Origin of the sequence: Achromobacter sp. (assembly GCF_050285565.1) — a bacterium.
In the GTDB taxonomy this organism is placed as follows: Bacteria; Pseudomonadota; Gammaproteobacteria; order Burkholderiales; family Burkholderiaceae_B; genus Achromobacter.
Window position 1 is genome coordinate 253,031 of the sequence record NZ_JBLZXG010000003.1, and the last position, 23,179, is coordinate 276,209.

The window sequence follows — 23,179 nt, forward strand, 5'->3', positions numbered from 1 at the left end:
GGCCACGGCGTTGACGCATCACTGCAGCGCGGCGCGCATCGGGTAGGTGAACAACGCGTAGTGCGCCGCGTTCAGGCCCAGGTGGGCCAGCACGGCCGCCGCCAGGCCGCCATGGCGGTAGGCCAGGCCGTACGCCACGCCGGCAACGCCGGCCAGCAGCATCCATTGCCAGCCGCCGGCGTAGTGCGCCAGCCCGAACAGCACCGCCGCGATCAGCAGCGCGGCGGTGGCGCCCCAGGCGCGGTCGCGCCAGCAGCGCGCCAGCCGTTCCTGCACGTAGCCGCGGAACAGGGCTTCCTCGGCCAGCGTCACCAGCAAGGCATTGTTGAGCAGCCAGAGCCAGCCCGAGTCAGGCCATTTGGGCGCCCATCCCACCACGCCCAAGGCCAGTCCCCCTCCCAGGCAGACCACGATCGCGCCCGCGCAGGCGGCCAGCGCCGCCATGAGCGTGGCGCGCGCGCTGGCGCCGGCCATGGCCGGCGCGGCCATCAGCACCACCCAGAACGCCACCAGCGGCTTGTCCAGGTTCAGGTACATGGCGAACGGCACGGCGTCGGGCGTGAGCGCGGCGCGCGGGATCACCAGGGTATTGTGGAAACCGGGCAGCCAATGCAGGAACAGCAGCACCGCCAGGATCAGGAACAGCGTGTGCCCCGCGCCGCGCGCGGCCGGCGCCAGGGCGGGGCGCGCCAGCACCGCGGCCAGCACCAGCAAGGCGGGCCAGGCCAGCGCCGCAGGCTCGATGCCGCCTTGCGTCCAGGCCCAGCCGTAGGCCATCGCCAAGGGCAGTAACGCCCAGCGGCGGGTGGCCGGCGGCCACAACAGGGCGGCGGCCAGAAACATCAGGGATCCGGGGGAGGCGAGGGGCATGTATGTTCCTGCGAGACCGCGGGCGGCGCGTGACCGGCGCATCGGTTGCGGCCGGTCCGCGACGCCCAAACCCGCAAGTGTAAGCGTGGGACAGCGCATTGGCCGTTTGCCGGCGGCCGCCACGCATTTGCCGTTTGCCACGGGTGGCTTTTCATTTCGGCGCTTTCGGGCGACCATGCCGCAGCGGTGGCGCCTTCCGCCCGGTGGCGGGCAAGCGGCGCGCCCGCGCAAGGAGCAACAATGAAAATGATCGCGTGGTTGATGTTGGCGGCGGCGATCCTGCCGTTCGTGTGCACGCTCGTGGCCAAGGCCGGTGGCCGGCAGTTCGACAATAACGATCCGCGCGCCTGGCTGGCGCGCCAGGAAGGTTGGCGGGCCCGCGCCAACGCGGCCCAGGCCAACACTTTCGAGGCCTTGCCGTTCTTCTATGGGGCGGTGCTGTTCGCGCTGTACAACCAGGCGCCGCCGGCGCACGTGGCCACCCTGATGGCGTGCTGGCTGGGCGTGCGCCTGGGCTATCTGGCGATGTATCTGGCCGGTTGGGGCGCGCTGCGTTCGCTGGTCTGGGCGATCAGCGTGGGCTTCATCATCGCCATCCTGTTCTCGGGCGTGTAGGCCCGGCGGACGCTTGCGGCACCGATCGAGGCGCCCCGCGCGCCTCGCCCGGCCGCCGGGCGGCTACTTCGAATTCACTTCCATTCGAACACGGCGCGCGCGGTGCCGCTGTTCTGCACGTTCACGTCGCGCTGCTGCGCCTTGCCGTCGTAGGTGGCGGAAACCTTGTAGTGGCCGGCCGGCAGCTTGACCAGCATGTAGGGGCCGCCGGATTCGGCGTGCAGCACCTGCTTGCCCTGGCCGTCATTGATGGTGACAGTGACGTTGGCGACGTAGTCGGCCTTGCCGTCGCGCTGGGCGGCGAAGGTCAGCGCCAGCGGATAGTCCTTGGCGGCGGCCTTCATGGCCTCGGATTCGTCCAGGCCGATACCGCCGCTGACATACTGCACGCTGCCTTGCTGCTGCACGGGCGGCAGGCCGGCCTGGGCGGTGGACAGGACACCGGCGAAGGCCAGGGTGCCCAAGGCCATGGCGGCGGCCATGGTGCAACGTTCGATGCGCTTGTTCATGCAATTCTCCTTGAAGGGATGACGAGCAATAACACGGGGTTCGACCGGCTACGCCGAGGCAAGTTCGCGGCCGGCCGCCCGCCGACCGCCACGCGGACTATGCCGGCGTATCGCCCGCGCCGCGATCGCGCCAGGCGAACGCCAGGGCGCTTTCGCCGGTCACGCCGCCGTCGGGGGCGAAGCGTTTTTCGACCAGTTGGCCGGTGCCGTCAGCGCGTAGCGCCAGCACGGTGGCGCTGCGGGTGCCATAGTTCGGACTGACGATGAATGGGCTGCTCAATAGCTTTTCCCGATCCGGCGCCAGGCCGGTGGCGGGCAGGTCGGCGTCGTCGGCGGGGCTGCGGTCGGCCAGGGCCGAGAACAGGGCCGGCAGGTCGGGTTGGGGAGCGTGGGCCAGCACCTGCTCGAAGGCGGCCTTGGTGCGCGCCAGCTTGGGCCAGGGCGTGTCCAGCAAATGGTTTGACAGGGCGTAGACACCGGCGGCCAGCGGGCGGGGTACGCCATCGCGATTGCTGGCGTACCAGGCGCCGCGGGCGTCGCCGACGATCAGGTTGAAGCCGTTGTAGGCCTGGCCCGTGGCGTGGACGGCGGCGAGGTAGTCGGCCGGCGCCGCGCGGCCGCGCAGGAAGTCCTCGACCAAGGCGCCGCGCGAGGGCGCGCCAGCGAGCACGCGGCCGGGCTCGCGGAAGTTGGTGACCAGCGCATAGCGGCCGCCAGTGGTCGCGCCCATCCAGGTGCCGCCGGCCAGGGCATCGCGTCCGCCGTACACGTGGGCGGCGTCGATCCACTGCGCCGCCGGGAGCGTCGGCCGGGCGTGGAATTCGTCGCGGTTGGCGGCGATCAGGACGGGAATGCCCGGCACGGTATGCAGGGCGAGAACGGCAAGGCACATGATTCAGTCCGGTTGGGTTTGGGCGGAAGGCGGGCGGGCGCGGCCGGGTTCGGCGGCAAAGCCGGGGCCGGCCAGTGTCGCGCGCAAGGCTTCGATCGCGCTGGCGGCTTCGCGCAGCGCGGGCGTGTCCGTGGCCACCGGGGTGGCGCTGACCGCCTCGCCCTGCGTCACGGCCCGGGCCAACGCGTGCAGCGCGTCGGCCAGCCGGGCCGCCGTGGCGGGTGTGGCGGGCGGCCGGTCCGCCGGCAGCGACCCGGCGCAGTCGGACACCGCGTTGGCCACGCGTTCCAGGGCCACTTCGACCGGCCACCAGGCCAGCGCGCGGCGGCTTACCAGGCGCGGTTCGGACAGGCCGCGTTGCAAGGCGATGCGCAGGTCGGACAGGCGCGCGTAGGCCTGGGCGCGCAGGTCGTGGCGAGCCGCCGGATCGGCCTGGAACACGGTATTGAGATAGGCGGCCAGGGTGTCGATGGCGGTGGCGACGGCCTGATCCAGGTTATGGCGTTCGATCCGCATCCAGGGCAGGTAGCCCACTGCCAGCACGATGGCCGCGGCCACCGCCACGTCTTCCAGCCGCGCCAGCGCGATCGGCCAACTGCCCGGTTGCAGCGCGCCGATCAGCAGCATCAGGATGGGCAGCAGGATCGCCGAGAACAGGCCGTAGTTGCGGCGGATCGACCAGGGCAGCAAGGCCGCCAGGGCGGTCACGGTGAGCACGCTGACGACGCCGCTGCGATCCAGCGCCAGCACGGTGGCGCTGATCGCCACGCCCACCAGGCTGCCGGCACAGCTTTGCAGCGCGCGGGCGAAAACCGAGCCGAAGTTGGGCTTGAACACCACCACCACGATCAGCGGCACCCAGTAAGAACGCGGCAATGCCAACGTGCGCGCCATGGCTTCGGCCACGATCAGGCACAGGCCCAGCCGCACCAGGTAGCGCAGCGCGGCCGGACCGGGCCGGTAGGTGCGCGCCAGCACCCGCCAGGGCGTGCGCGGGCGGGCCGGCGGCAGGGCCGGGAAGGCGTCGGGCTGCGCCGGGCCGCTGCCTTCGAGCAGCGGCCGTGTCTGCTCCAGCGCGTCGGCCAGTGCCGGCACGCCGGCCGCGCGCAAGGCGGCGATGTCGTCGGCGGGCGCCAGCGGCGTGGCGTTCTCGACGTGGTCGGCCAGCCGGTTCAGGGCCCGCGCGCAACCCGGCGGCAGCACCCGGCCGGCCCGCGCCAGCGCCAGCGCGGCGTCCGACAGCGGCGTGCAGGCCTGCAACTGCGCGGCCAGCCGCGCCAGCCGCGGCGAGGGGCCGGCGGCGCGGCGGCGGGCCGCCAGCACCGTCTCGTAGGCGCCGGCCATGGCGGCCTCCATGTCGCGCCGCGCCGCCATGATGCGCGAGGTGCCGATGGCGGCGAACATGGCCGCCAGCTTGCGATAGGCCAGCGCCACCGCGGCCCGTTCGGGCGCGATCGGGTTGACCACCCAGCCCAGCAGGGTCAGCGCCAGGCCGAACAGGCCGCCCGCGCCCACCAGCACCGGCGGCAGCCAGGGCGGCAAGGGCGACGTCAGGCTGGCGCCGACGATCACGTAAGTGGCGAATTGCAGCGTGGCCACGGCGGCGATGTTGTTGAAGGTGCCGATCAGGCTGGCGGCCAGCACCAGCAGTGTCATGCCGGCGGCGCTGAGCAGGCCGTGGCCGGACAGCAGCGTGCCCAGGAAGTAGCCCAGCGCGCCGCCGAACACGGTGCTGCCGATCGACAGCGCGCGGTTGCGGTAGGGGCCGCCGTTGTCGCCCGTGATGGCGGGCAGGGCGCCGAGCGCCACCAGCGCGGCCGCCGCGCTCTGGCCCAGCGCCAGGCCGGCGGCGGTCGGCAGGCCGATGGCCAGCGCGGCGCGCAGCGCTGCCCAGCGGCTGACGGGCGCTGGCTCCATGTGCGCCAGGCTCATGAGCCAGCGCATGTTGGAGGTGCGGGCGCGGGGCGCGGCGGGCGTGTCCGGCACAGGGGGCCTCGTTGGCGGCTAGCCTTTGATCAGCGGCGCTTCCTGCGGCGCGGCCAGGCGGAAGTAATCGGCGGTGGCCATCAGGATGGAGGCGTCCAGCCGCCCGGCGTTGAACACGATTTCATCGTGCCGCTGGCGCAGGGTGGGATCCACCAGCAGATGCAGGTCGGGATTGAAGCTGAAGGGCGGGATCGCGCCGATTTCGCAGCCGGTCAGTTCGCGCGCCAGGTCCTGCGAGGCCAGCGAAGCCTTCTTGCCGCCGGCGGCACGGGCGATGGCTTCGAGGTCGGCCTGCTGGTCGGCGGGAAACACCGCCAGCACGTTCTTGCGCTGGTTGGATGAGATCTTGACGCGGCAGACCAGCGCCTTGGCGCCCTGGCTGACGGCGGTGCCGCGCACGGCGGCGACTTCCACCGAGCGGCCGGCGGCGGGGTGGGAAATGAGGCGGTAGCGGGCCTGGTGTTCGGTCAGCAGAGCCTGCAGGCGGTCGTAGACTTCCATGGCGGGAGGCAGTGGGTTGTGGCGGGGCCGGCGCCGGGGATCCGGCGGGCCATGCCGCATGATACGCCGGCCGCGTCGCGCTAGATGTCGCCGGTAAAGGCGTAGCCCCAGCCCCAGACGGTGCGGATCGGCAGTTCCATATTGGTTTCCTGCGCCTTGCGCCGCAGCCGGCTGACCACCACATCGGTGCGCCGCAGCGAATCGCGGCTGGCTTGCGGATCGCTGGACGGCACGTCGCCGCGCGGCATGCGCTTGTCGGGGCTGGCGGTCAGCTTGAGCAGGAAATCGCGCTCGGCCTGCGTCAGGGCCAGGCGCGTGCCGCGCGGGCTGACCAGGGTCCAGGCGGCGTCCTGGAACTGCCATTTGCCGTTGGCCTCGGCCGGCGCGGCGGCGCTGGCGCGGGGGTCGGCATCGGCCGCCCGCCGGCCGTTCACGGGCACACGGCGCACCAGGGCTTGCAGCGCGGCGGCGATCTCGGCGGTGGCGACCTCGGGCGGGAAGCAGGCGTCGGCGCCGCAGTGCAGGCCGAGGATGCGGTTTTCGGGGGAATCGAAGGTGGAGACCGCGACGATGCCGGCGGTGGTGTCCATGGCGCGCAGGCCGGCGACGGCCATGCACAGGTCGGTCAGTTCGGCCTCCATCACCAGCAGCGGCGTGCGCCGCGCCTGGAACAGCCGGAACAGACCGTTGGAGTCTTCGCAACCACGGGGCGAGAAACCCATTCCGGCCAGCGCGTCGCTACGGTGCGCGCGTTGGCGGGAGTCGGGCGAGAAGACGATCAGGTCTAGTAGGTCATTCATGAATCGTTGTCGAGATCAGTGCAGCTTCAGCGCATGCATGATGCATCGGATACAACGGATTCCTAAACGCCGCACAACGCCATTTTCTGACCCGAATTCTCGGACATGATCTGGCGACGCCTGTATCGGCGCGGGTTTTCAGGCTATGGGGTGGGCGCGGCGGGGGCCGCTGGCGGCGCGTTCCACCAGCCGCCGCCCAGCGCCTGCAGCAGGGCGGCGGTGTCGGCGTAGCGCGCCGCGTCGGCCGCGCTGCGCGCAATGCGCGTCTGCAAAAGCTGGCGCTGGCTGTCCAGCAAGGCCAGGTGGCTGATGCCGCCGGCCTGGTAGCGGGCGTCGGCGATGCGCGCGGCGTCGTCGGCGCGCCGCCAGGCGGTGTCGCAGGCCTCGTAGGCCCGGGCGTCGGCCCGCAGCGCGCGCAGCGCGTCGGCCACCTGGCGGAACCCGTCGAGCACGGTCTGGCGGTAGCCCGCCGCGGCAGCCTCGTAGGCCGCCTGGGCCGACCGCGTGCGGGCGCGCAGTTCGCCGCCGTGGAACAGCGGTTGCGCCAGCCCCAGGCCCAGGTTCCAGACATTGACGCCGTCGGTGAGATCGCCGGCCCGGGTGCGCTGCGAGCCGAAGCTGGCGGTCAGGGTGAAGCGGGGATATTGGTTGGCGGTGGCCACGCCGACATCGGCCGAGGCCCGGTGCAGCAGCGCCTCGGCGGCCAGGATGTCGGGCCGCTGGCGCGTCAGCGCCGATGGCACGCCGGTGGGAATCTCGGCCGGCAGCGTCAGGTCGGCCAGGCGCAGCGGCGGCGCCTGCCAGGCGGCTGGCGGCTGTCCCAGGTAGGTGGCCAGTTGGTGGGTGGCCTGGGCCAACTGGTATTCCAGCGGCGGCATGCCGGCCTCGGTCTGCGCCAGCAGCAGCTCCTGGTTGCGCAGATCGGCCTCGGCGATGCCGCCGGCCCGCAGGCGCTGCGCCATGATGTCGCGCTGGCGCTGCTGCGCGCGCAACAGCGCTTGGGTGTCGGCCAGGCGTGCGGCCAGGTCGGCCTGGCGGATGGCGGTGGTGACCACATTGGCGGCCAGTGTCATGCGCGCGGCCTGCAACTGGTGCGACTGATAATCCAACTGGGCCGCCAGCCCCTCCAGCGCGCGGCGGTTGCCGCCGAACACGTCCAAGGCATAGGACACGTCGATCGACGCGTGGTGCAGCGTGAACGGCGCCGGCTGCTCGGCCAGCGGCACGCCGAACGCGGAGGGATCGACCTTCTGCCGCGTGGCCGACAGGTTTGCGTTCACCGCCGGCAGCAGGCGGCCGCCGGTCTCGGCGTTCAGGTCCTCGCCGGCCTGGCGCAGGCGGGCGCGGGCCTGTTCCAGCGTCGGGCTGGCGGCCAGCGCCTGGCGCACCAGCGTGTCCAGGGTGTCGGAGTGGAACAGGCGCCACCACTGCGCCGGGATGTCGGCGTCGGTCAGGCGCGGTTGCGCGGGGCTCGCGGCACCGTCTTGCGCGGCGGCGTAGGCGGCGACCGGCGGGGCGGCGGGGCGCTGGAAATCCGGTCCGGCGGCGCAGCCGGGCAACAGGGCGCAGGCGGCCACCAGCGCGGCGCGGTGGGGCAAGGGCAGGTGGGGGCGGGGCATGGCGGCCTTCAATCCAGGGTGCGGCGGTAGAACTTCACGGCGGCGGCCATCACCACCACCGTGAACAGCAGCATGGGCCAGATGGCCGGCCACAGATCCCACCAGCCGTTGCCCTTGAGCAGGATGCCGCGGATGAGCCGGTTGAAGTGGGTCAAGGGCAGCAGGTTGCCGAGGTATTGGGCCCACTTGGGCATGCCCAGGAACGGGAACATAAAGCCCGACAGCAGCATGTTGGGCAGGAAATAGAACATCGTCAGTTGCATCGCCTGCAACTGGTTCTGCGCCAGCGACGACAGCGTGATGCCGACGGTCAGGTTGGCGGCCACGAAGATCAGCGCACCCAGATACACCGTCACCAGGCTGCCCAGGAACGGCACATGGAACACGAAATACGCCGCCAGCAGGATGATGGTGGCCTGGATCAGGCCGATGGCGATGTAGGGCACGATCTTGCCGGTCATCACCTCCAGCGGCCGCACCGGCATGGCCAGCAGGTTCTCCATGGTGCCGCGTTCGCGTTCGCGCGTCATCGCCAGGCCGGTCATCATCACCAGCGTCATGGTCAGGATCACGCCCATCAGCCCGGGCACGGTGTTGTATTGCGAGATCTGCTCTTCGTTGTAGAGCTGGTGCACGCGCACATCGAACGGCGGCCGGCCGCCGGCCAGGGGCGCCAGCGGGCCGGTCAGGTCCTTTTGCGCCACCGCCTGGGCCAGTTGCGTGGCCGCGCCGATCGCCAGTCCGGTCGCCATCGGGTCGGTGGCGTCGGCCTCGATCAGCAGCGCCGGGCGTTCGCCGCGCAGCAGCCGGCGCGAGAAATCGGGCGGAATGGTCAGCACGAACAGCACCCGGCCTTGCGCCAGCGCGGCGCGGCCGGCCTCTTCGTCGGGCAGGGTCTCGACGATGTCGAAGTAGTCGGACGCCGTCATGGCCGCCACGAAGCTGCGCGTGAACGGGCTGTGGTCGGCCACGATCACGGCGGTCGGCAACTGCCTGGGGTTGGTGTTGATGGCGTAGCCGAACAGCGCCAACTGCATGATCGGAATGCCCACGATCATGCCGAAGGTGATGCGGTCGCGCCGCAGTTGCAGGAACTCCTTGAGCACCATGCTCCACCAGCGCGACCACGAGAAGCCGTCGTGCTCGCGCCTCATGCCGGACTCGCGTAGTTGTCGGCGGAACGGTTCATCAGGTAGATGAAGACGTCCTCCAGGCTGGTGTCGATGCGTGCCAGGCGCAGGTCCTGGCCGGCCACGGCTTGGCGCAGGGTGCGTTCGAGCAGGGCCGCGTCGCGGCCGCTGATGTGCAACGCGCTGCCGAAGGCCACGGTCTGATCCACCCCCGGCGCGCCGCGCAGCCGCCGCGCCAGCGGCACCAGGTCATGGCCGTGGATGGCCCAGGTGCTCAGGCGTTGCTGCGCGATGACCTCGTCGGCGGTGCCCTGGATCAGCAGCTTGCCGTACGAGATGTAGGCCAGCTTGTGGCAGCGCTCGGCCTCGTCCATGTAGTGGGTGCTGACCAGCACGGAGATGCCGCGCGCCGCCAGTTCGTGCAACTGTTCCCAGAAGTCGCGCCGGGCGGTCGGGTCGACCCCGGCGGTGGGCTCGTCCAGCAGCAGCAGGCGCGGCGCGTGCAGCAGACAGGCGGCCAGCGCCAGGCGTTGTTTCCAGCCGCCCGACAAGGCGCCGGTGAGCTGGTTGGCGCGGGCTTGCAGGCCCAGGTCCTCGAGCGCGCGGTCGACGGTTTCGCGGCGGTCCGGCATGCCGTACATGCGGGCCACGAAATCCAGGTTCTCGCGGATGGTCAGGTCGTCCCAGTACGAGAACTTCTGCGTCATGTAGCCGACCTGGCGCTTGATCTGGGCGCTGTCCTTGAGGATGTCGTAGCCCAGGCAGGTGCCGCTGCCCGAATCGGGCGTGAGCAGGCCGCACATCAGGCGGATGCTGGTGGTCTTGCCGCTGCCGTTGGGGCCGAGAAAGCCGAAGATCTCGCCCTCGCGCACCCGCAGCGAGACGTCGTTGACCACGTGCTTGTCGCCGAAATGCTTGTTCAGGCCGTGCACGTCGATGACGTAGCCGGTCTCGGCCGGTGGACGCGAGACGGCGCCATTCATTGCAGCGCCGCCTCGACCGGCTGGCCCGGATGCAGGCGCGTGGCCGCCTGCGGCGCCGGCCGCGCCTCGACCATGTAGACCAGCTTGCCCCGGGTTTCGCGGCTGTAGATCACCGGCGGCGTGTACTCGGCCTGCGGCGAGATGTAGTCGATGCGCACCGGCACCGGCTCGCCGCAGCCGTCGCAGCGCACCGTGGCCTGCCGGCCGGGCGTGAGCGTGCCGACCACGCTTTCCGGTACGAAGAAGCGCACCTTGATGTTGCCCGGCGGCAGCAGGCTGACCACCGGGCTGCCGGCCGGTACCCATTCGCCCACGCGGTACAGCGTGTCGAACACCAGGGCGGCGGCGGGCGCGGTCAGGCGTTTCTGCGCCAGGGCCCAGTCGGCCTGCGCCAGCGCGGCGCGCGCGGCGTCGACCTGGGCGGCCTGGGCGCGGCGCAGGTCTTGGCGGCCGGGCAGGTTGGCCACTTCCAGTTGGGCGCGCAGTTCCCGCACGCGGGCGGCGTCGGCCTGGGCCTGCTCGCGGCTGTCATCCAATTGCGCCCGCGCCACGCCACCGGCGCGGAACTGGGCGGTGTCGCGCGCCAGTTGGGCCGCCGAGCGGCGGCTGGCGGCCTCGGCCTGGGTCAACTGGGCGCGGCTGACGTCGACCTCGGGCGGGCGCTTGCCGGTGGCGCTGTCCTCCAGTTGCGCGCTGGCCGCCGCCAGTTGCGCGTTGGCCTGGTCGCGCGCCGCGATTTCGCGCGCGGCCTCCAGGGCGAACAACGGCGCGGCGGCGGCGACCTGTTGGCCGCGTTGCACGGACAGCGTGTCGAGCCGGCCGGCCTCGGGCGAGGCGATGTAGAGGTATTCGCCTTCAACGTAGCCCTGATAGACGGCGCCGTCCTGCTTGCCGCAGGCGGCCAGCAGCATCAGGGCCAGCGCGGCGGCGGGCCGCGCGAAACGCGGGAGGGCGGGAAGGCGCATGGTCAGCGTCCTGTGGCGGGCGGTGCGGCGCTGGCGGTCGCCGACCGGGCGCGCTGGATCCGGTTGGCGGGGGCTGGCGACAACGCGGCCGCCGGGGCAAACAGGCCGCCGGTCAGCATGGCGATGGCATGGGCGGCAATGGCTTCGTGATCGATGGCGTGGATGCGCGGGTCGTCCTGCCACAAGCGGCGCCACAGGCTGGAGGTGGCCAGCGGCAGCAGCGTCAGGCCCAGGATCGACAGGAACACCAGCCGTGGCTCCACGCCCGGCGTGATGGCGCCGGCGCGCTGGCTGTCGGCGATCAGGCTGGCGAACACCTGCAAGCGCCGGGCCGGCAGGTGGCGCAGCACGCGCTCACGCAATTGGCCGCCTTCGTTGACGACTTCGTGTATCCACAGGGCCGGCAGCCAGGGGCGGTCGGCGCCGCAGCGCACGATGCGCGAGACGATTTCGGTGATGACCGCGCGCGCGCCGTCGGTCGAGCCGTCCAGGCGCCGCGCGTGCTGCGGCACCGGGCTCCAGACGTAGCCGATGACGGGCACCACGCGTTCGAGCACCACTGCGTCGAGCAATTGATCGCGGCTCTTGAAGTAGTAGTGCAGCATGGCCGAGGTCACGCCGGCGCGTTCGGCGATGTGGGCCAGGCGGGTCGCGGCCACCCCTTGGGAGGCGAATAGGTCGGTGGCAATATCCAGCAGTTGGTCACGCACGGCGGCGCTGTCGGGGCGGGCGGGACGGCCGGGGCGGCGGGAGAGGGCAGGCTTGGCAGGCATGGAGCAGATTCTAATTAAGTATTTAATTAATTAAAAGCGGGGTGCACGGCAGGGTTGGCCGCCGAACCGGCGGGCGAGGATGGTGTAATGGGCAAATCGGAACAGAAGGAGTCAACACGCCATGCCGCAATCGTCCTCCCTCAACCGCCGCATCGTCCTGGCCGCGCGGCCGCGCGGCGAACCCGCCGACAGCGATTTCCGCCTGGAAACCGGCGCGGTGCCCGAGCCCGGCCCGGGCGAGCTGCTGCTGCGCACGGTTTACCTTTCTCTCGATCCCTACATGCGCGGGCGCATGAGCGACGCGCCCTCGTACGCCGAGCCGGTGCAGGTCGGCCAGCCCATGGTGGGCGGCACCGTGGCCCGGGTGGTGGCCTCGCGCCACGCCGACTATCCAGTGGGCGAGTGGGTGCTGTCGCAGTCCGGCTGGCAGGACTATGCCGTCTCGGACGGCAGCGGCCTGCTCAAGCTGGGGCCGGCGCCCGAACACCCCTCGTATTCGCTGGGCGTGCTGGGCATGCCGGGCTTCACCGGCTACATGGGCCTGCTCGACATCGGCCAGCCCAAGGCCGGCGAAACCGTGGTGGTGGCCGCCGCCAGCGGCGCGGTCGGCGCGGTGGTGGGCCAACTGGCCAAGATCCACGGCTGCAGGGCGGTCGGCATTGCCGGCGGCCCCGACAAGTGCCGCTACGTGGTCGAGGAACTGGGCTTTGACGCCTGCATCGACCACCGCGACCCGGCCATGGCCGACCGGCTCGCCAAGGCCGTGCCGCAAGGCATCGACGTGTACTTCGAAAACGTCGGCGGCGCGGTGTTCGACGCAGTGTTGCCGCTGCTCAATGCGCGCGCGCGGGTGCCGGTCTGCGGCCTGATCTCGGCCTACAACGCCACCCGCCTGCCGGACGGCCCGGACCGCCTGCCGCTCTTGATGCGCACCATTCTGACCAAGCGCATCAAGATGCAGGGTTTCATCATCTTCAACGAATACGCGCCGCGTTTCGGCGAGTTCCGCGCCGCCATGCAGGATCTGCTGCGCGACGGCCGCATCAAGTACCGCGAAGACGTGGTCGACGGCCTGGAGAACGCGCCGCGCGGCCTGATCGGCCTGCTCAAGGGCGAGAACGCCGGCAAGCGCATCGTGCGCGTCGGCCCGGATGCATAGGAGCGCAACATGAATATCCTGATCGTGCTGACTTCCCACGACACACTGGGCGACACCGGCCGCAAGACCGGCTTCTGGCTGGAGGAGTTCGCGGCCCCGTACTATGCCTTCCTGGACGCGGGCGCGACCCTGACCCTGGCTTCGCCGCAGGGCGGCCAGCCGCCGCTCGACCCCAAGAGCGACGATCCCGACGCGCAGACCGACGACACCCGGCGTTTTCGCCAGGACGCCGAGGCGCAGCGGCGCCTGGCGCACACGCGCCGCCTGGCCGAGGTGCAGGCGGCCGACTACGACGCGGTGTTCTATCCCGGCGGCCACGGCCCCTTGTGGGACCTGGCCGAGGATCCGAAGTCGGTGGCGCTGATCGAGACCATGCTGGCCGCCGGCAAGCCCGTGGCCGCCGTGTGCCATGCGCCGGGCGTGCTGCGGCATGCTAAGACCGCCGACGGCAAGCCGCTGGTGCAGGGCCGCCAGGTCACCGGATTTTCCAACACCGAAGAGGCGGCGGTGCAACTGACCACCGTGGTGCCGTTCCTGGTCGAGGACGAACTGGCGGGGTTGGGCGGCCTTTACCGCAAGGGCGCCGACTGGCAACCGCACGTGGTCGCCGACGGCTTGCTGATCACGGGCCAGAATCCGGCGTCGTCGGTCGGGGTGGCGGAGGCGTTGCTGGCCCGCCTGAAGGCCTGAGCGCAAGGCCGCGCGGGCCATTGGACAGACCGGCGGCACGCCGAAACGCGACGCGCTTGTGTCAGAATTGATACTTTCTGACACAGGCGCGCGGTTCCGTTGCAACCGCGCGCGCCAAGACCGATGCCTCCAGATGTTCCCCCAAGCGCGGCCTGCGCGCTTCCACCCGGCTCCTGCGAAGCGGCGCTGTTCGCCGCGATGCGGGCCCGCGACGCCGCCACCGGGCGCCATTGCCACCGCGTGGTCGCCCTGAGCGTGGCGCTGGCCGGCGCCTGCGGCCTGAACGAAGAAGAGCAACACGCGGTGGCGGTGGCCGCCCGCCTGCACGACGTGGGCAAGATCGGCACGCCGGATCGCGTGCTGTTGTCGCCCAAGCGGCTCGAAAAAGACGATTGGGAAATCATGAAAACCCACGCCGCGGTGGGCGCTGACATCATCCTGCACAGCGACATGCCGCAGCGCGAGCGGATCGCCCAGGCGGTGCGCCACCACCACGAACATTTCGATGGCTCGGGCTATCCCGACGGCCTGGCCGGACACGACATCCCGCTGGCGTCGCGCATCATTTCGCTGGCCGATTCCTACGACGCGCTGGGTGACGCGCGTCCCTACCATCCGGCGCGCACGCACGCCGAGATCATGCGCATCCTCAACGTCGAGGCGGGAGCCAAGTGCGATCCCGACCTGCTGCGCGTGTTCGAAACGATGATCCAGTCCAGTCCGCTGCGCGTGCCTTAGCGCCATGCGAAGACGCCGCGCCATGCCGGCGCGGCGTCGTGGCCCGTTGCTTGTCGCGGTCACGGCGCGCGACGGCGCGCCGCTTTAGTGCTTGACTTCAGTGCTTCACTTCAGGCGGTAATGCGCCGCCACCGTGGCCAGTTCCTGCAGCGTGCGCTGCTGCCAGGCGGCGTCGTGGCCCAGTTCCTCGGCCAGGATGCGCGCCACTTCCGGCGCGGCCAGCATGGCCGCTTCGGCGTCCAGGAACAGCGCGCGGTTGCGGCGCGCCAGCACGTCCTCGGCGCTGCGCGCCAGTTCGAAGCGCGCGGCGAAGCGCACGTGCGCTTCCGACAGGCCGCTGCTCTTGACCAGCATGCGCCCGGCGCCGGGCAGGGCTTGCAGCGTGGGCAGGTCGCTGCCGTAGTAGCTGTCCGGCGTGCCGGCGTGTTCCTGCGACGGCGCCAGGCCGTTGGCGCCATGCAGCGCCAGCGACTCGGTGCGGCAACGGGCCTGTGTCAGCAACTGGTGCTGGATCGCCGTGTCGACCACGTCCTGCGCCATGCGCCGATAGGTGGTCCATTTTCCGCCCGTGACCGTCACCAGGCCGGCCTGCGACACCAGGATGGTGTGCTCGCGCGACAGCGACTTGGTGGAGGCGTCGCCGGTGGCCTTGACCAGCGGGCGCAGGCCGGCCCAGACGCTGGTGACGTCGTCGCGGGTCGGCTTGCGGCTGAGGTAGCGGGCGGCCGTGTTGAGGATGAAGTCCACGTCCTGGGCGCCGGCTTCCGGATCCAGCGGCAGGTCGTTGCGCGGCGAATCGGTGGTGCCGACGATGGTGTGGCCGTTCCATGGCACCACGAACAGCACGCGGCCGTCGTCGGTCTTGGGAATCAGGATGGCGCGCTTGCCCGGCAGGAAGTCGCGCGGCAGCGTCAGGTGCACGCCCTGGCTGGGCGCCACCATGGTCGGCGCGTTCTTGTCTTCCATGCGCCGTACGCTGTCGACCCAGACGCCGGTGGCGTTGATGACGCAACGCGCCCGCAGCGTGAAGCTGGCGCCGCCCAGCGCGTCCTGCGCGGTGACGCCGTCGACCTTGCCGCCGGTCATGGTCAGGCCGGTGGCGCGCACGTAGTTCACCGCCGTGCCGCCCAGGTCGAAGAGGGTGCGCATCAGGCTCACGGCCAGGCGCGCGTCATCGAACTGGCCGTCGTAGTACAGCACGCCGCCCTTCAGGCCGCGGCCGTTGACGTTTTCGGCCAGCGTGGGCGCGTTGGCCAGCGTTTCGCGGCGCGACAGCCAGCGGCTGGGCGACAGGTTGAGCTTGCCGGCCAGCATGTCGTACATCTTCAGGCCGACGCCGTAGAAGGGCTGGTCCAGCAGGTTGTAGGCCGGCACCACGAAGCCCAGCGGCCACACCAGGTGCGGCGCGTTGCGGTTGAGCAGGCCGCGCTCGTGCAGCGCTTCGCGCACCAGGCTGATGTTGCCCTGGGCCAGGTAGCGCACGCCGCCGTGCACCAGCTTGGTGGCCTTGCTGGAGGTGCCCTTGGCGAAGTCGGCGGCTTCGATCAGCAGGGTGCGGTAGCCGCGGCTGGCGGCATCCACGGCGGTGCCCAGGCCGGTTGCGCCGCCGCCGATGACGATTACGTCCCAGGCAGGCGTGTTGTCCAGTTGCGCCAGCAGGCGGTTGCGGTCGGGCGGGGTGACGGTGGCGAGCGGTTGGTTCATAGGCTTGGGCGGCGGCGCCGCGAGGAGTTCGGTGCGTTGTTCGTTTCTGTTCGTGCCGGCCGGGCGGGGCGCAAGCGCCGTGCCCGTGGGCCGGGTCAAGCCGGTCAGGCGGGTACCTTGGCCGCGTTCGGCGCGGCGGCCACTTCGCAGCGCACGCCGGCGTCCAGCAGCACTTGCGCCAGCGGTTCCTGCGGATGCGCGTCGGTGAAGAAGCGGTCGATCTGCGAGATGTGGGCCAGTTCCACCATGGCCTGGCGCTTGAATTTGCTGCTGTCGGCGGCCAGCCACACCTCGCGCGACTGTTCGATGATGGTGCGGGCCACGCGCACTTCGCGAAAGTCGTAGTCGCGCAGCGTGCCGTCGGCCTCGATGCCGGAAATGCCGATCAGGCCGATATCGACCTTGAACTGGCGGATGAAGTCCATGGTGGCTTCGCCGACGATGCCGCGGTCGCGCGAGCGCACCACGCCGCCGGCGACGATGACTTCGCAGTCCGGGTTGTCCGACAGGATGTCGGCCACGTGCAGGTTGTTGGTGATGACGCGCAGGCCGCGATGGCGCAGCAGGGCGCGGGCGATGGCCTCGGTGGTGGTGCCGATGTTCAGGATCAGCGAGCAGCCGTCGGGCACGGCGCGGGCCACGGCCTCGGCGATGCGTTGCTTGCCGGCCGCGTGCAGCCCCTGGCGCTTGCGGTAGGCGATGTTCTCGATGGTCGAGGCCTCGATGCGCACGCCGCCATGAAAGCGCGACAGCAGGCCGGCTTCGGACAGGATGTTGACGTCGCGCCGCACGGTCTGCAGCGTGACGTCGAAACGTTTGGCCAGCTCTTCGATCGTGGCCGAGCCTTGGGCTCGAACCATTTCGATCAAGGCGCTTTGTCTGGGATTGAGTGTCATGTTGGCATTTTCAGTGTCACGTTCGCATCATAAAACAACAAAAGCGAAAAATAATGACGCACTGCAAGATTGTTTTTTGTTCGATTCTTCGGTAAAACGCAAAAAAAACGAAAGCGATCTGAAAGAAGAACCCCGTGCCGACGCGTTCCCATGCGTCGCCAGGGCCGCTGTACCGATGTACCGATGTCCGGTTGAAAACCGGGGACGTATTAGAGGTAGAGGAGACCAGATGCAGCTGACCCTGGACAGGATTGCATTGCGAGCCGGCTCGCAGACGCACCTGTATCCCATGAGCCTGGCCCCGGTGCCGGGCGCCATGACCGTATTGCTGGGCGCGACCCTGGCGGGCAAGACCTCGCTGATGCGCATCATGGCCGGGCTCGACCGGCCCACCGAAGGCCACGTGCGGGTCGACGGCGCGGATGTGACCGGCGTGCCGGTGCGCCAGCGCAACGTCGCCATGGTCTATCAGCAATTCATCAACTATCCGTCGATGACGGTGTTCGACAACATCGCCTCGCCGCTCAAGCTGCGCGGCGCGCCGGGCATCGCCGACAAGGTCGGGGCCATGGCCGCGCGCCTGCACATCGACCATCTGCTGACGCGCCATCCGTCGGAACTGTCGGGCGGCCAGCAGCAGCGGGTGGCGCTGGCGCGGGCGCTGGTCAAGGACGCGCCGCTGATCCTGCTGGACGAGCCGCTGGTCAACCTGGACTACAAGCTGCGCGAGGAACTGCGCGACGAGCTGTCGGCCTTGTTCGCCGAAGGCCGCTCGACCGTGGTCTACGCCACCACCGAGCCGGGCGAGGCGCTGTTGCTGGGCGGCCACACGGCGGTGCTGGATGCCGGCGAGCTGCTGCAGTACGGCCCGACCGCCGAGGTCTTCCACCGCCCCAATTCGATCCGCGTGGCGCGCGCCTTCAGCGACCCGCCCATGAACCTGTTCAGCGCGCGGCGCGGCGCCAGCGGCTTCACGCTGCAAGGCGGCATCGCGGTCGAACGGCCCCTGCCGCCAGGCGGGGACGGCGTGCTCACCGCCGGCCTGCGCGCCGGCGCGCTGGATGTGGCGCCACGCCCCGGTCACATCGGCATTGACGGTGTGGTCAAGCTGGCCGAGATTTCCGGGTCCGACACCTTCGTGCATGCGGCAACGGCCGCCGGCGACGTGGTCGCGCAACTGCCGGGCGTGCACCGCTACACGCTGGAGCAGCGCTTGACGCTGTACTTCGATCCGGCCCAGACCTACGCCTTTGGCGGCGACGGCGCCTTGCTGGCCGCGCCCGCGCGGCCCCACGCCAGCGGGGGGATCGCCTGATGGCGCAGATCGAGCTGGACCTGTCCCATTCCTACGTCGCCCATCCCCAGGCCGACGAGGATTACGCGCTGCTGCCGCTGAAGTTCACCTTCCGCGACGGCGGCGCCTACGCCTTGCTGGGCCCCTCGGGCTGCGGCAAGACCACCTTGCTCAACTGCGTCTCGGGCCTGCTGCGGCCCTCGCATGGCCGCATCCTGTTCGACGGCCAGGACGTCACCCACAAGACGCCGCAGGCGCGCAACATCGCCCAGGTGTTCCAGTTCCCGGTGGTGTACGACACCATGACCGTGGCCGAGAACCTGGCGTTCCCGCTGCGCAACCGCGGCGTGCCGGCCAAGCAGATACGCGAACGCGTCGGCCGCATCGCCGAGATGCTGGAGATGTCGCAGGTGCTGGACCGCCGCGCTAGCGGCCTGACGGCCGACGCCAAGCAGAAGATCTCGCTGGGCCGCGGCCTGGTGCGCAACGACGTGTCGGCGGTGCTGTTCGACGAACCCCTGACCGTGATCGACCCGCAACTGAAGTGGGAGCTGCGCCGCAAGCTCAAGGAAATCCACCACGAGTTCAAGCTGACGCTGATCTACGTGACGCACGACCAGACCGAGGCGCTGACCTTCGCCGACCAGGTGATGGTGATGGCGCGCGGCCGCGCGGTGCAGGTGGGCAGCGCCGATGACCTGTTCGAGCGGCCGGCCCACACCTTCGTCGGCCATTTCATCGGCTCGCCCGGCATGAACTTCCTGCCGGCGCAATGGCGCGACGGCGGCCTGATGGTGGGGCAGCGCCGCGTCGACGGCGTGCCCGCCGCGATGGCGGCCAGGCTGGCCGACGCCGGCCCGGTCAAGCTGGGCGTGCGGCCGGAATACCTGCGCCTGGCCGACGCCAACGCGCCCGGCGCCATCCCAGCCACGGTCCAGCGGGTGCAGGACGTGGGCACCTACACCTTGCTGCTGGCCGACTTCGAGGGCACGCCGCTGCGCGCCCGGCTGGGCACCGACGCCACCGCGATCGCGCCCGGCGCCACGGTGTGGCTGTCTGTACTCAATACGCACACCTGCTTTTACCGCGACGAGGAGCTGATCCGATGAAACCGATCGATCACCGGGCCTGGTTCCTGGTTCTGCCGGTGGTGCTGTGCGTGGCGTTCTCGGCCATTCTGCCGCTGATGACCATCGTCAACTATTCGGTGCAGGACATCATCTCGCCCGAGCGCCGCGTGTTCGTCGGCACCGAATGGTTCGCGGCGGTGCTGCAGGACGAGGAACTGCATGGCGCGCTGCTGCGCCAGATCGGCTTCTCGCTGGCGGTGCTGGCCATCGAGATCCCGCTGGGCATCCTGCTGGCGCTGTCGATGCCGGCCAGCGGCTGGCGCGCCTCGGCGGTGCTGGTCGTCATTGCGCTGTCGCTGCTGATCCCGTGGAACGTGGTGGGCACCATCTGGCAGGTGTTCGGCCGCACCGACATCGGCCTGCTGGGCGCGACGCTGTCGTGGCTGGGGGTGGACTACAACTACACCGGCAACGACCTCGACGCCTGGGTCACGGTGCTGGTGATGGACGTCTGGCACTGGACGCCGCTGGTGGCGCTGCTGTGCTATGCCGGCCTGCGCGCCATTCCCGACGCCTACTACCAGGCGGCGCGCATCGACGGCGCCTCGCGCCTGGCGGTGTTCCGCTACATCCAGTTGCCCAAGATGCGCGGCGTGCTGATGATCGCGGTGCTGCTGCGCTTCATGGACAGCTTCATGATCTACACCGAGCCCTTCGTTCTGACCGGCGGCGGGCCTGGCAACGCCACCACCTTCCTGTCGCAGTACCTGACGCAGAAGGCCGTGGGCCAGTTCGACCTGGGCCCGGCGGCGGCGTTCTCCATCATCTACTTCCTGATCATCCTGTTGCTGTGCTTCATTCTGTACAACTGGATGCAGCGCGCCGGCACCACCGGCGGTTTCGACGAGGAGCGCGCCAATGCGTGAGCAATCGACCTGGTGGCGCGGCGCCTTCCTGGCGCTGTACCTGGTGTTCGCCATCCTGCCGCTGTACTGGATGCTGAACATGTCGTTCAAGACCAATACGGAGATCGTCAGCACCCTGACGCTGTGGCCGCGCGATTTCACGCTGGAGCACTACCGCACCATCTTCACCGATCCGGCCTGGTATTCGGGCTACATCAACTCGCTGATCTACGTGGTCATCAACACGGTCATCTCGCTGGCCGTGGCGTTGCCGGCGGCCTACGCGTTCTCGCGCTACCGCTTCATCGGCGACAAGCACGTGTTCTTCTGGCTGCTGACCAACCGCATGACGCCGCCGGCGGTGTTCCTGCTGCCGTTCTTCCAGCTCTACAGCTCGTTCGGGCTGATGGACACGCACCTGGCGGTGGCGCTGGCGCACCTGGTGTTCAACGTGCCGCTGGCGGTGTGGATCCTGGAAGGCTTCATGTCCGGCGTGCCGCGCGAGATCGACGAAACCGCCTATGTGGACGGCTATTCGTTCCCGCGCTTCTTCCTGACGATTTTCCTGCCGCTGATCAAGTCCGGGGTGGGCGTGGCGGCGTTCTTCTGCTTCATGTTCAGTTGGGTCGAGCTGCTGCTGGCGCGTACGCTGACCTCGGTCAACGCCAAGCCCATCGTCGCCACCATGACGCGCACGGTGTCGGCCTCGGGCATGGACTGGGGCGTGCTGGCGGCGGCCGGGGTGCTGACCATCGTGCCCGGCGGCATCGTCATCTGGTTCGTGCGGCACTACATCGCGAAGGGCTTCGCGATGGGCCGGGTCTGAAGGGAGGGCCGCGCATGTTCAGTTGGATGGTATGGACCACCCCCGTCGCCGTGTTCTTCTCCTGCATCGTGCTGATGCTGGTCGGCATGACGATCTGGGAACTGAAATCGCCCACGGTCGAGCGCAAGGGCTTCCTGCCATTGCGCACGACCCGCGGCGACCGCCTTTTCATCGGCCTGATGGCCGCGGCCTGGCTCAACCTGGCGTTCCTGGGGTTGGGGCAGAAGGCGGTGGAATGGTTTTCGCTGGACGAGCCGCCATCGGTATGGATCAGCTTCGTGCTGTCCATGCTGCTGCTGGCCTTCATCATGAGAAAAGGCTGAAGGGGCGTCAGACCCCGCGCGATATCAGCGGTTTGGAAGGACGATCGGCCAGTGTCTTCCCCGGCCAGAAGTCCGCAGCACCCATGGGGAGGACTTATCGAGGAGACAGGTCATGAAATTGCGCATGCACGCCATGGCGGCCGCCATCGCCCTGATCGGTACGTCAGGCGCCTGGGCCGGCGAGCCGGAAGCGAAGAAGTGGGTCGATTCGGAGTTCCAGCCGTCGACGCTGTCCAAGGACCAGCAGATGGCCGAGATGAAGTGGTTCATCGAAACCGCCGCCAAGCTCAAGGCCAAGGGCGTCAATGAAATCAACGTGGTGTCGGAAACCATCACCACCCACGAGTACGAGTCCAAGGTGCTGGCCAAGGCCTTCACCGAGATCACCGGCATCAAGGTCAACCACGACCTGATCCAGGAAGGCGACGTGGTCGAGAAGCTGCAGACCTCGATGCAGTCGGGCAAGTCGATCTACGACGGCTGGATCTCCGATTCCGACCTGATCGGCACCCACTACCGCTATGGCGCCATCCTGCCGCTGTCCGACTACATGGCCGGCGCCGGCAAGGAATGGACCAACCCGGGCCTGGACCTGAAGGACTTCATCGGCACCAAGTTCACCACCGCGCCGGACGGCAAGCTGTACCAGTTGCCCGACCAGCAGTTCGCCAACGTCTACTGGTTCCGCGCTGACTGGTTCGCGCGCCAGGACCTGAAAGACAAGTTCAAGGCCAAGTACGGCTACGAGCTGGGCGTGCCGACCAATTGGTCGGCCTACGAGGACATCGCCGACTTCTTCACCAACGACGTCAAGGAAATCGATGGCAAAAAGGTCTATGGCCACATGGACTACGGCAAGAAAGACCCGTCGCTGGGCTGGCGCTTCACCGACGCGTGGCTGTCGATGGCCGGCGCCGCCGACAAGGGCCTGCCCAACGGCATGCCGGTGGACGAGTGGGGCATCCGCGTGGCCGACGACAAGTGCACGCCGGTGGGCGCCTCGGTGGCGCGCGGCGGCGCCACCAACAGCCCGGCGGCCGTCTACGCCCTGACCAAGTACGTTGACTGGATGAAGAAGTACGCGCCGCAGCAGGCCATGGGCATGACCTTCTCGGAATCCGGCCCGGTGCCGGCGCAGGGCCAGATCGCCCAGCAGATCTTCTGGTACACGGCCTTCACCGCCGACATGACCAAGAAGGGCCTGCCGGTGGTCAACGAGGACGGCACGCCCAAGTGGCGCATGGCGCCGTCGCCGTACGGCCCGTACTGGAAGGACGGCATGCAGAACGGCTACCAGGACGTCGGCTCGTGGACCTTCTTCAAGTCCACCAACCCCGACAAGATGGCCGCCGCCTGGCTGTACGCCCAGTTCGTCACGGCCAAGACGGTGTCGCTGAAGAAGTCGATCACCGGTCTGACCTTCATCCGCGACAGCGACATCCACAGCGACTACTTCAGCAAGAACGCGGCCAACTACGGCGGCCTGATCGAGTTCTACCGCAGCCCCGCGCGCGTGGCCTGGACGCCGACCGGCAACAACGTGCCCGACTACCCCAAGCTGGCGCAGTTGTGGTGGAAGAACGTCGCCACCGCCGTCACCGGCGAAAAGACGCCGCAGGCCGCGATGGACAACCTGGCCAACGAAATGGACCAGGTCATGGCGCGGCTGGAGCGGGCCGGCATGGCGCAATGCGCGCCCAAGCTGAACGCCAAGAGCGATCCGAGCAAGTGGCTGTCGGATCAGCACGCGCCGTGGAAGAAGCTGGCCAATGAGAAGCCCAAGGGCGAGACGGTGGCGTACGAGAAGCTGCTGGAAGCCTGGAAGGAAGGGAAGGTGCGGTAAGCACCGCGCGATACCTTCGCGATCTCGAAGCGCCACGGTTGCCGTGGCGCTTTTTCATTGCAGAAACGTAATCCCCTTATCCGCATTC

23 protein-coding genes are annotated in these 23,179 nt (G+C 69.5%); 10 read left to right on the forward strand and 13 right to left on the reverse strand.

Annotation, left to right across the window (positions count from 1 at the left end; genetic code table 11):
- Positions 1–18: 18 nt before the first annotated feature.
- Positions 19–870: a lysostaphin resistance A-like protein gene (locus ACN6O8_RS07105; protein WP_427990361.1), complete on the reverse strand. Its 852-nt coding sequence runs from the start codon at positions 868–870 to the stop codon at positions 19–21.
- A 240-nt stretch (positions 871–1,110) separates the two neighbouring features.
- Here ACN6O8_RS07105 and ACN6O8_RS07110 point away from each other — a divergent pair, with 240 nt between their 5' ends.
- Entirely contained in the window at positions 1,111–1,485 is a 375-nt protein-coding gene (locus ACN6O8_RS07110; protein WP_427990362.1) for an MAPEG family protein, read from the forward strand.
- 74 nt (positions 1,486–1,559) lie between these two features.
- Here ACN6O8_RS07110 and ACN6O8_RS07115 read toward each other — a convergent pair whose 3' ends face one another.
- From ACN6O8_RS07115 to ACN6O8_RS07160, 10 genes are all read right to left on the reverse strand, one after another.
- Positions 1,560–1,994, reverse strand: a complete 435-nt coding sequence (locus ACN6O8_RS07115; protein ID WP_427990363.1) for a carboxypeptidase-like regulatory domain-containing protein — start codon at positions 1,992–1,994, stop codon at positions 1,560–1,562.
- A 97-nt stretch (positions 1,995–2,091) separates the two neighbouring features.
- Positions 2,092–2,886: an NRDE family protein gene (locus ACN6O8_RS07120; RefSeq protein ID WP_427990364.1), complete on the reverse strand. Its 795-nt coding sequence runs from the start codon at positions 2,884–2,886 to the stop codon at positions 2,092–2,094.
- A 3-nt stretch (positions 2,887–2,889) separates the two neighbouring features.
- Positions 2,890–4,872 carry an FUSC family protein gene (locus ACN6O8_RS07125; protein ID WP_427990365.1) on the reverse strand — a complete coding sequence of 661 codons (1,983 nt, stop codon included), beginning with the start codon at positions 4,870–4,872 and terminating at the stop codon, positions 2,890–2,892.
- Positions 4,873–4,890: 18 nt separating this feature from the next.
- Complete coding sequence (locus ACN6O8_RS07130; protein WP_427990366.1) at positions 4,891–5,373, reverse strand: YbaK/prolyl-tRNA synthetase associated domain-containing protein; 483 nt, start codon at positions 5,371–5,373, stop codon at positions 4,891–4,893.
- 80 nt (positions 5,374–5,453) lie between these two features.
- Complete coding sequence (locus tag ACN6O8_RS07135) at positions 5,454–6,173, reverse strand: DNA-binding response regulator (protein ID WP_427990367.1); 720 nt, start codon at positions 6,171–6,173, stop codon at positions 5,454–5,456.
- Between the two features lie 143 nt (positions 6,174–6,316).
- Positions 6,317–7,792, reverse strand: a complete 1,476-nt coding sequence (locus ACN6O8_RS07140) for an efflux transporter outer membrane subunit (RefSeq protein WP_427990368.1) — start codon at positions 7,790–7,792, stop codon at positions 6,317–6,319.
- A gap of 8 nt (positions 7,793–7,800) precedes the next feature.
- On the reverse strand, positions 7,801–8,946 hold the full coding sequence (locus ACN6O8_RS07145) for an ABC transporter permease (protein ID WP_427990369.1): 1,146 nt from the start codon (positions 8,944–8,946) through the stop codon (positions 7,801–7,803).
- Positions 8,943–9,905, reverse strand: coding sequence for an ABC transporter ATP-binding protein (locus ACN6O8_RS07150; RefSeq protein WP_427990370.1), 963 nt, complete (start codon positions 9,903–9,905; stop codon positions 8,943–8,945). Before ACN6O8_RS07150 ends, ACN6O8_RS07145 begins: the two co-directional genes overlap by 4 nt.
- Positions 9,902–10,870 carry an HlyD family secretion protein gene (locus ACN6O8_RS07155; protein WP_427990371.1) on the reverse strand — a complete coding sequence of 323 codons (969 nt, stop codon included), beginning with the start codon at positions 10,868–10,870 and terminating at the stop codon, positions 9,902–9,904. Before ACN6O8_RS07155 ends, ACN6O8_RS07150 begins: the two co-directional genes overlap by 4 nt.
- A gap of 2 nt (positions 10,871–10,872) precedes the next feature.
- Complete coding sequence (locus ACN6O8_RS07160) at positions 10,873–11,643, reverse strand: TetR/AcrR family transcriptional regulator (protein WP_427990372.1); 771 nt, start codon at positions 11,641–11,643, stop codon at positions 10,873–10,875.
- 121 nt (positions 11,644–11,764) lie between these two features.
- On the opposite strand from ACN6O8_RS07160, the gene ACN6O8_RS07165 reads away from it, so the two are divergent.
- From ACN6O8_RS07165 to ACN6O8_RS07175, 3 genes are all read left to right on the forward strand, one after another.
- On the forward strand, positions 11,765–12,802 hold the full coding sequence (locus ACN6O8_RS07165) for an NADP-dependent oxidoreductase (protein ID WP_427990373.1): 1,038 nt from the start codon (positions 11,765–11,767) through the stop codon (positions 12,800–12,802).
- 9 nt (positions 12,803–12,811) lie between these two features.
- Positions 12,812–13,492 carry a type 1 glutamine amidotransferase domain-containing protein gene (locus ACN6O8_RS07170; protein ID WP_427990374.1) on the forward strand — a complete coding sequence of 227 codons (681 nt, stop codon included), beginning with the start codon at positions 12,812–12,814 and terminating at the stop codon, positions 13,490–13,492.
- A 123-nt stretch (positions 13,493–13,615) separates the two neighbouring features.
- Positions 13,616–14,230, forward strand: coding sequence for an HD-GYP domain-containing protein (locus ACN6O8_RS07175; RefSeq protein ID WP_427990375.1), 615 nt, complete (start codon positions 13,616–13,618; stop codon positions 14,228–14,230).
- 105 nt (positions 14,231–14,335) lie between these two features.
- Here the strand turns inward: ACN6O8_RS07175 and ACN6O8_RS07180 are convergent, their stop codons facing one another.
- Positions 14,336–15,934 (reverse strand): glycerol-3-phosphate dehydrogenase/oxidase, encoded by a 1,599-nt coding sequence (locus ACN6O8_RS07180; protein WP_427990376.1) that lies wholly within the window; start codon positions 15,932–15,934, stop codon positions 14,336–14,338.
- A 104-nt stretch (positions 15,935–16,038) separates the two neighbouring features.
- Positions 16,039–16,830, reverse strand: coding sequence for a DeoR/GlpR family DNA-binding transcription regulator (locus tag ACN6O8_RS07185; RefSeq protein ID WP_006385275.1), 792 nt, complete (start codon positions 16,828–16,830; stop codon positions 16,039–16,041).
- Between the two features lie 229 nt (positions 16,831–17,059).
- Here ACN6O8_RS07185 and ACN6O8_RS07190 point away from each other — a divergent pair, with 229 nt between their 5' ends.
- The 6 genes from ACN6O8_RS07190 (at position 17,060) to ACN6O8_RS07215 (ending at position 23,091) form a co-directional block, all read left to right on the forward strand.
- Complete coding sequence (locus tag ACN6O8_RS07190) at positions 17,060–18,145, forward strand: ABC transporter ATP-binding protein (protein WP_427990377.1); 1,086 nt, start codon at positions 17,060–17,062, stop codon at positions 18,143–18,145.
- Positions 18,145–19,233: an ABC transporter ATP-binding protein gene (locus ACN6O8_RS07195; RefSeq protein ID WP_427990378.1), complete on the forward strand. Its 1,089-nt coding sequence runs from the start codon at positions 18,145–18,147 to the stop codon at positions 19,231–19,233. The genes ACN6O8_RS07190 and ACN6O8_RS07195 overlap by 1 nt, the downstream gene beginning before the upstream one ends.
- Entirely contained in the window at positions 19,230–20,120 is an 891-nt protein-coding gene (locus ACN6O8_RS07200) for a carbohydrate ABC transporter permease (RefSeq protein WP_427990379.1), read from the forward strand. Before ACN6O8_RS07195 ends, ACN6O8_RS07200 begins: the two co-directional genes overlap by 4 nt.
- A complete protein-coding gene (locus ACN6O8_RS07205; protein ID WP_006385279.1) occupies positions 20,113–20,925 on the forward strand; it encodes a carbohydrate ABC transporter permease in 813 nt (270 codons plus the stop codon). Before ACN6O8_RS07200 ends, ACN6O8_RS07205 begins: the two co-directional genes overlap by 8 nt.
- A gap of 14 nt (positions 20,926–20,939) precedes the next feature.
- Positions 20,940–21,248 (forward strand): DUF2160 domain-containing protein, encoded by a 309-nt coding sequence (locus tag ACN6O8_RS07210; RefSeq protein ID WP_054447643.1) that lies wholly within the window; start codon positions 20,940–20,942, stop codon positions 21,246–21,248.
- Between the two features lie 112 nt (positions 21,249–21,360).
- Positions 21,361–23,091 (forward strand): ABC transporter substrate-binding protein, encoded by a 1,731-nt coding sequence (locus tag ACN6O8_RS07215; protein ID WP_427990380.1) that lies wholly within the window; start codon positions 21,361–21,363, stop codon positions 23,089–23,091.
- Positions 23,092–23,179: the final 88 nt, after the last annotated feature.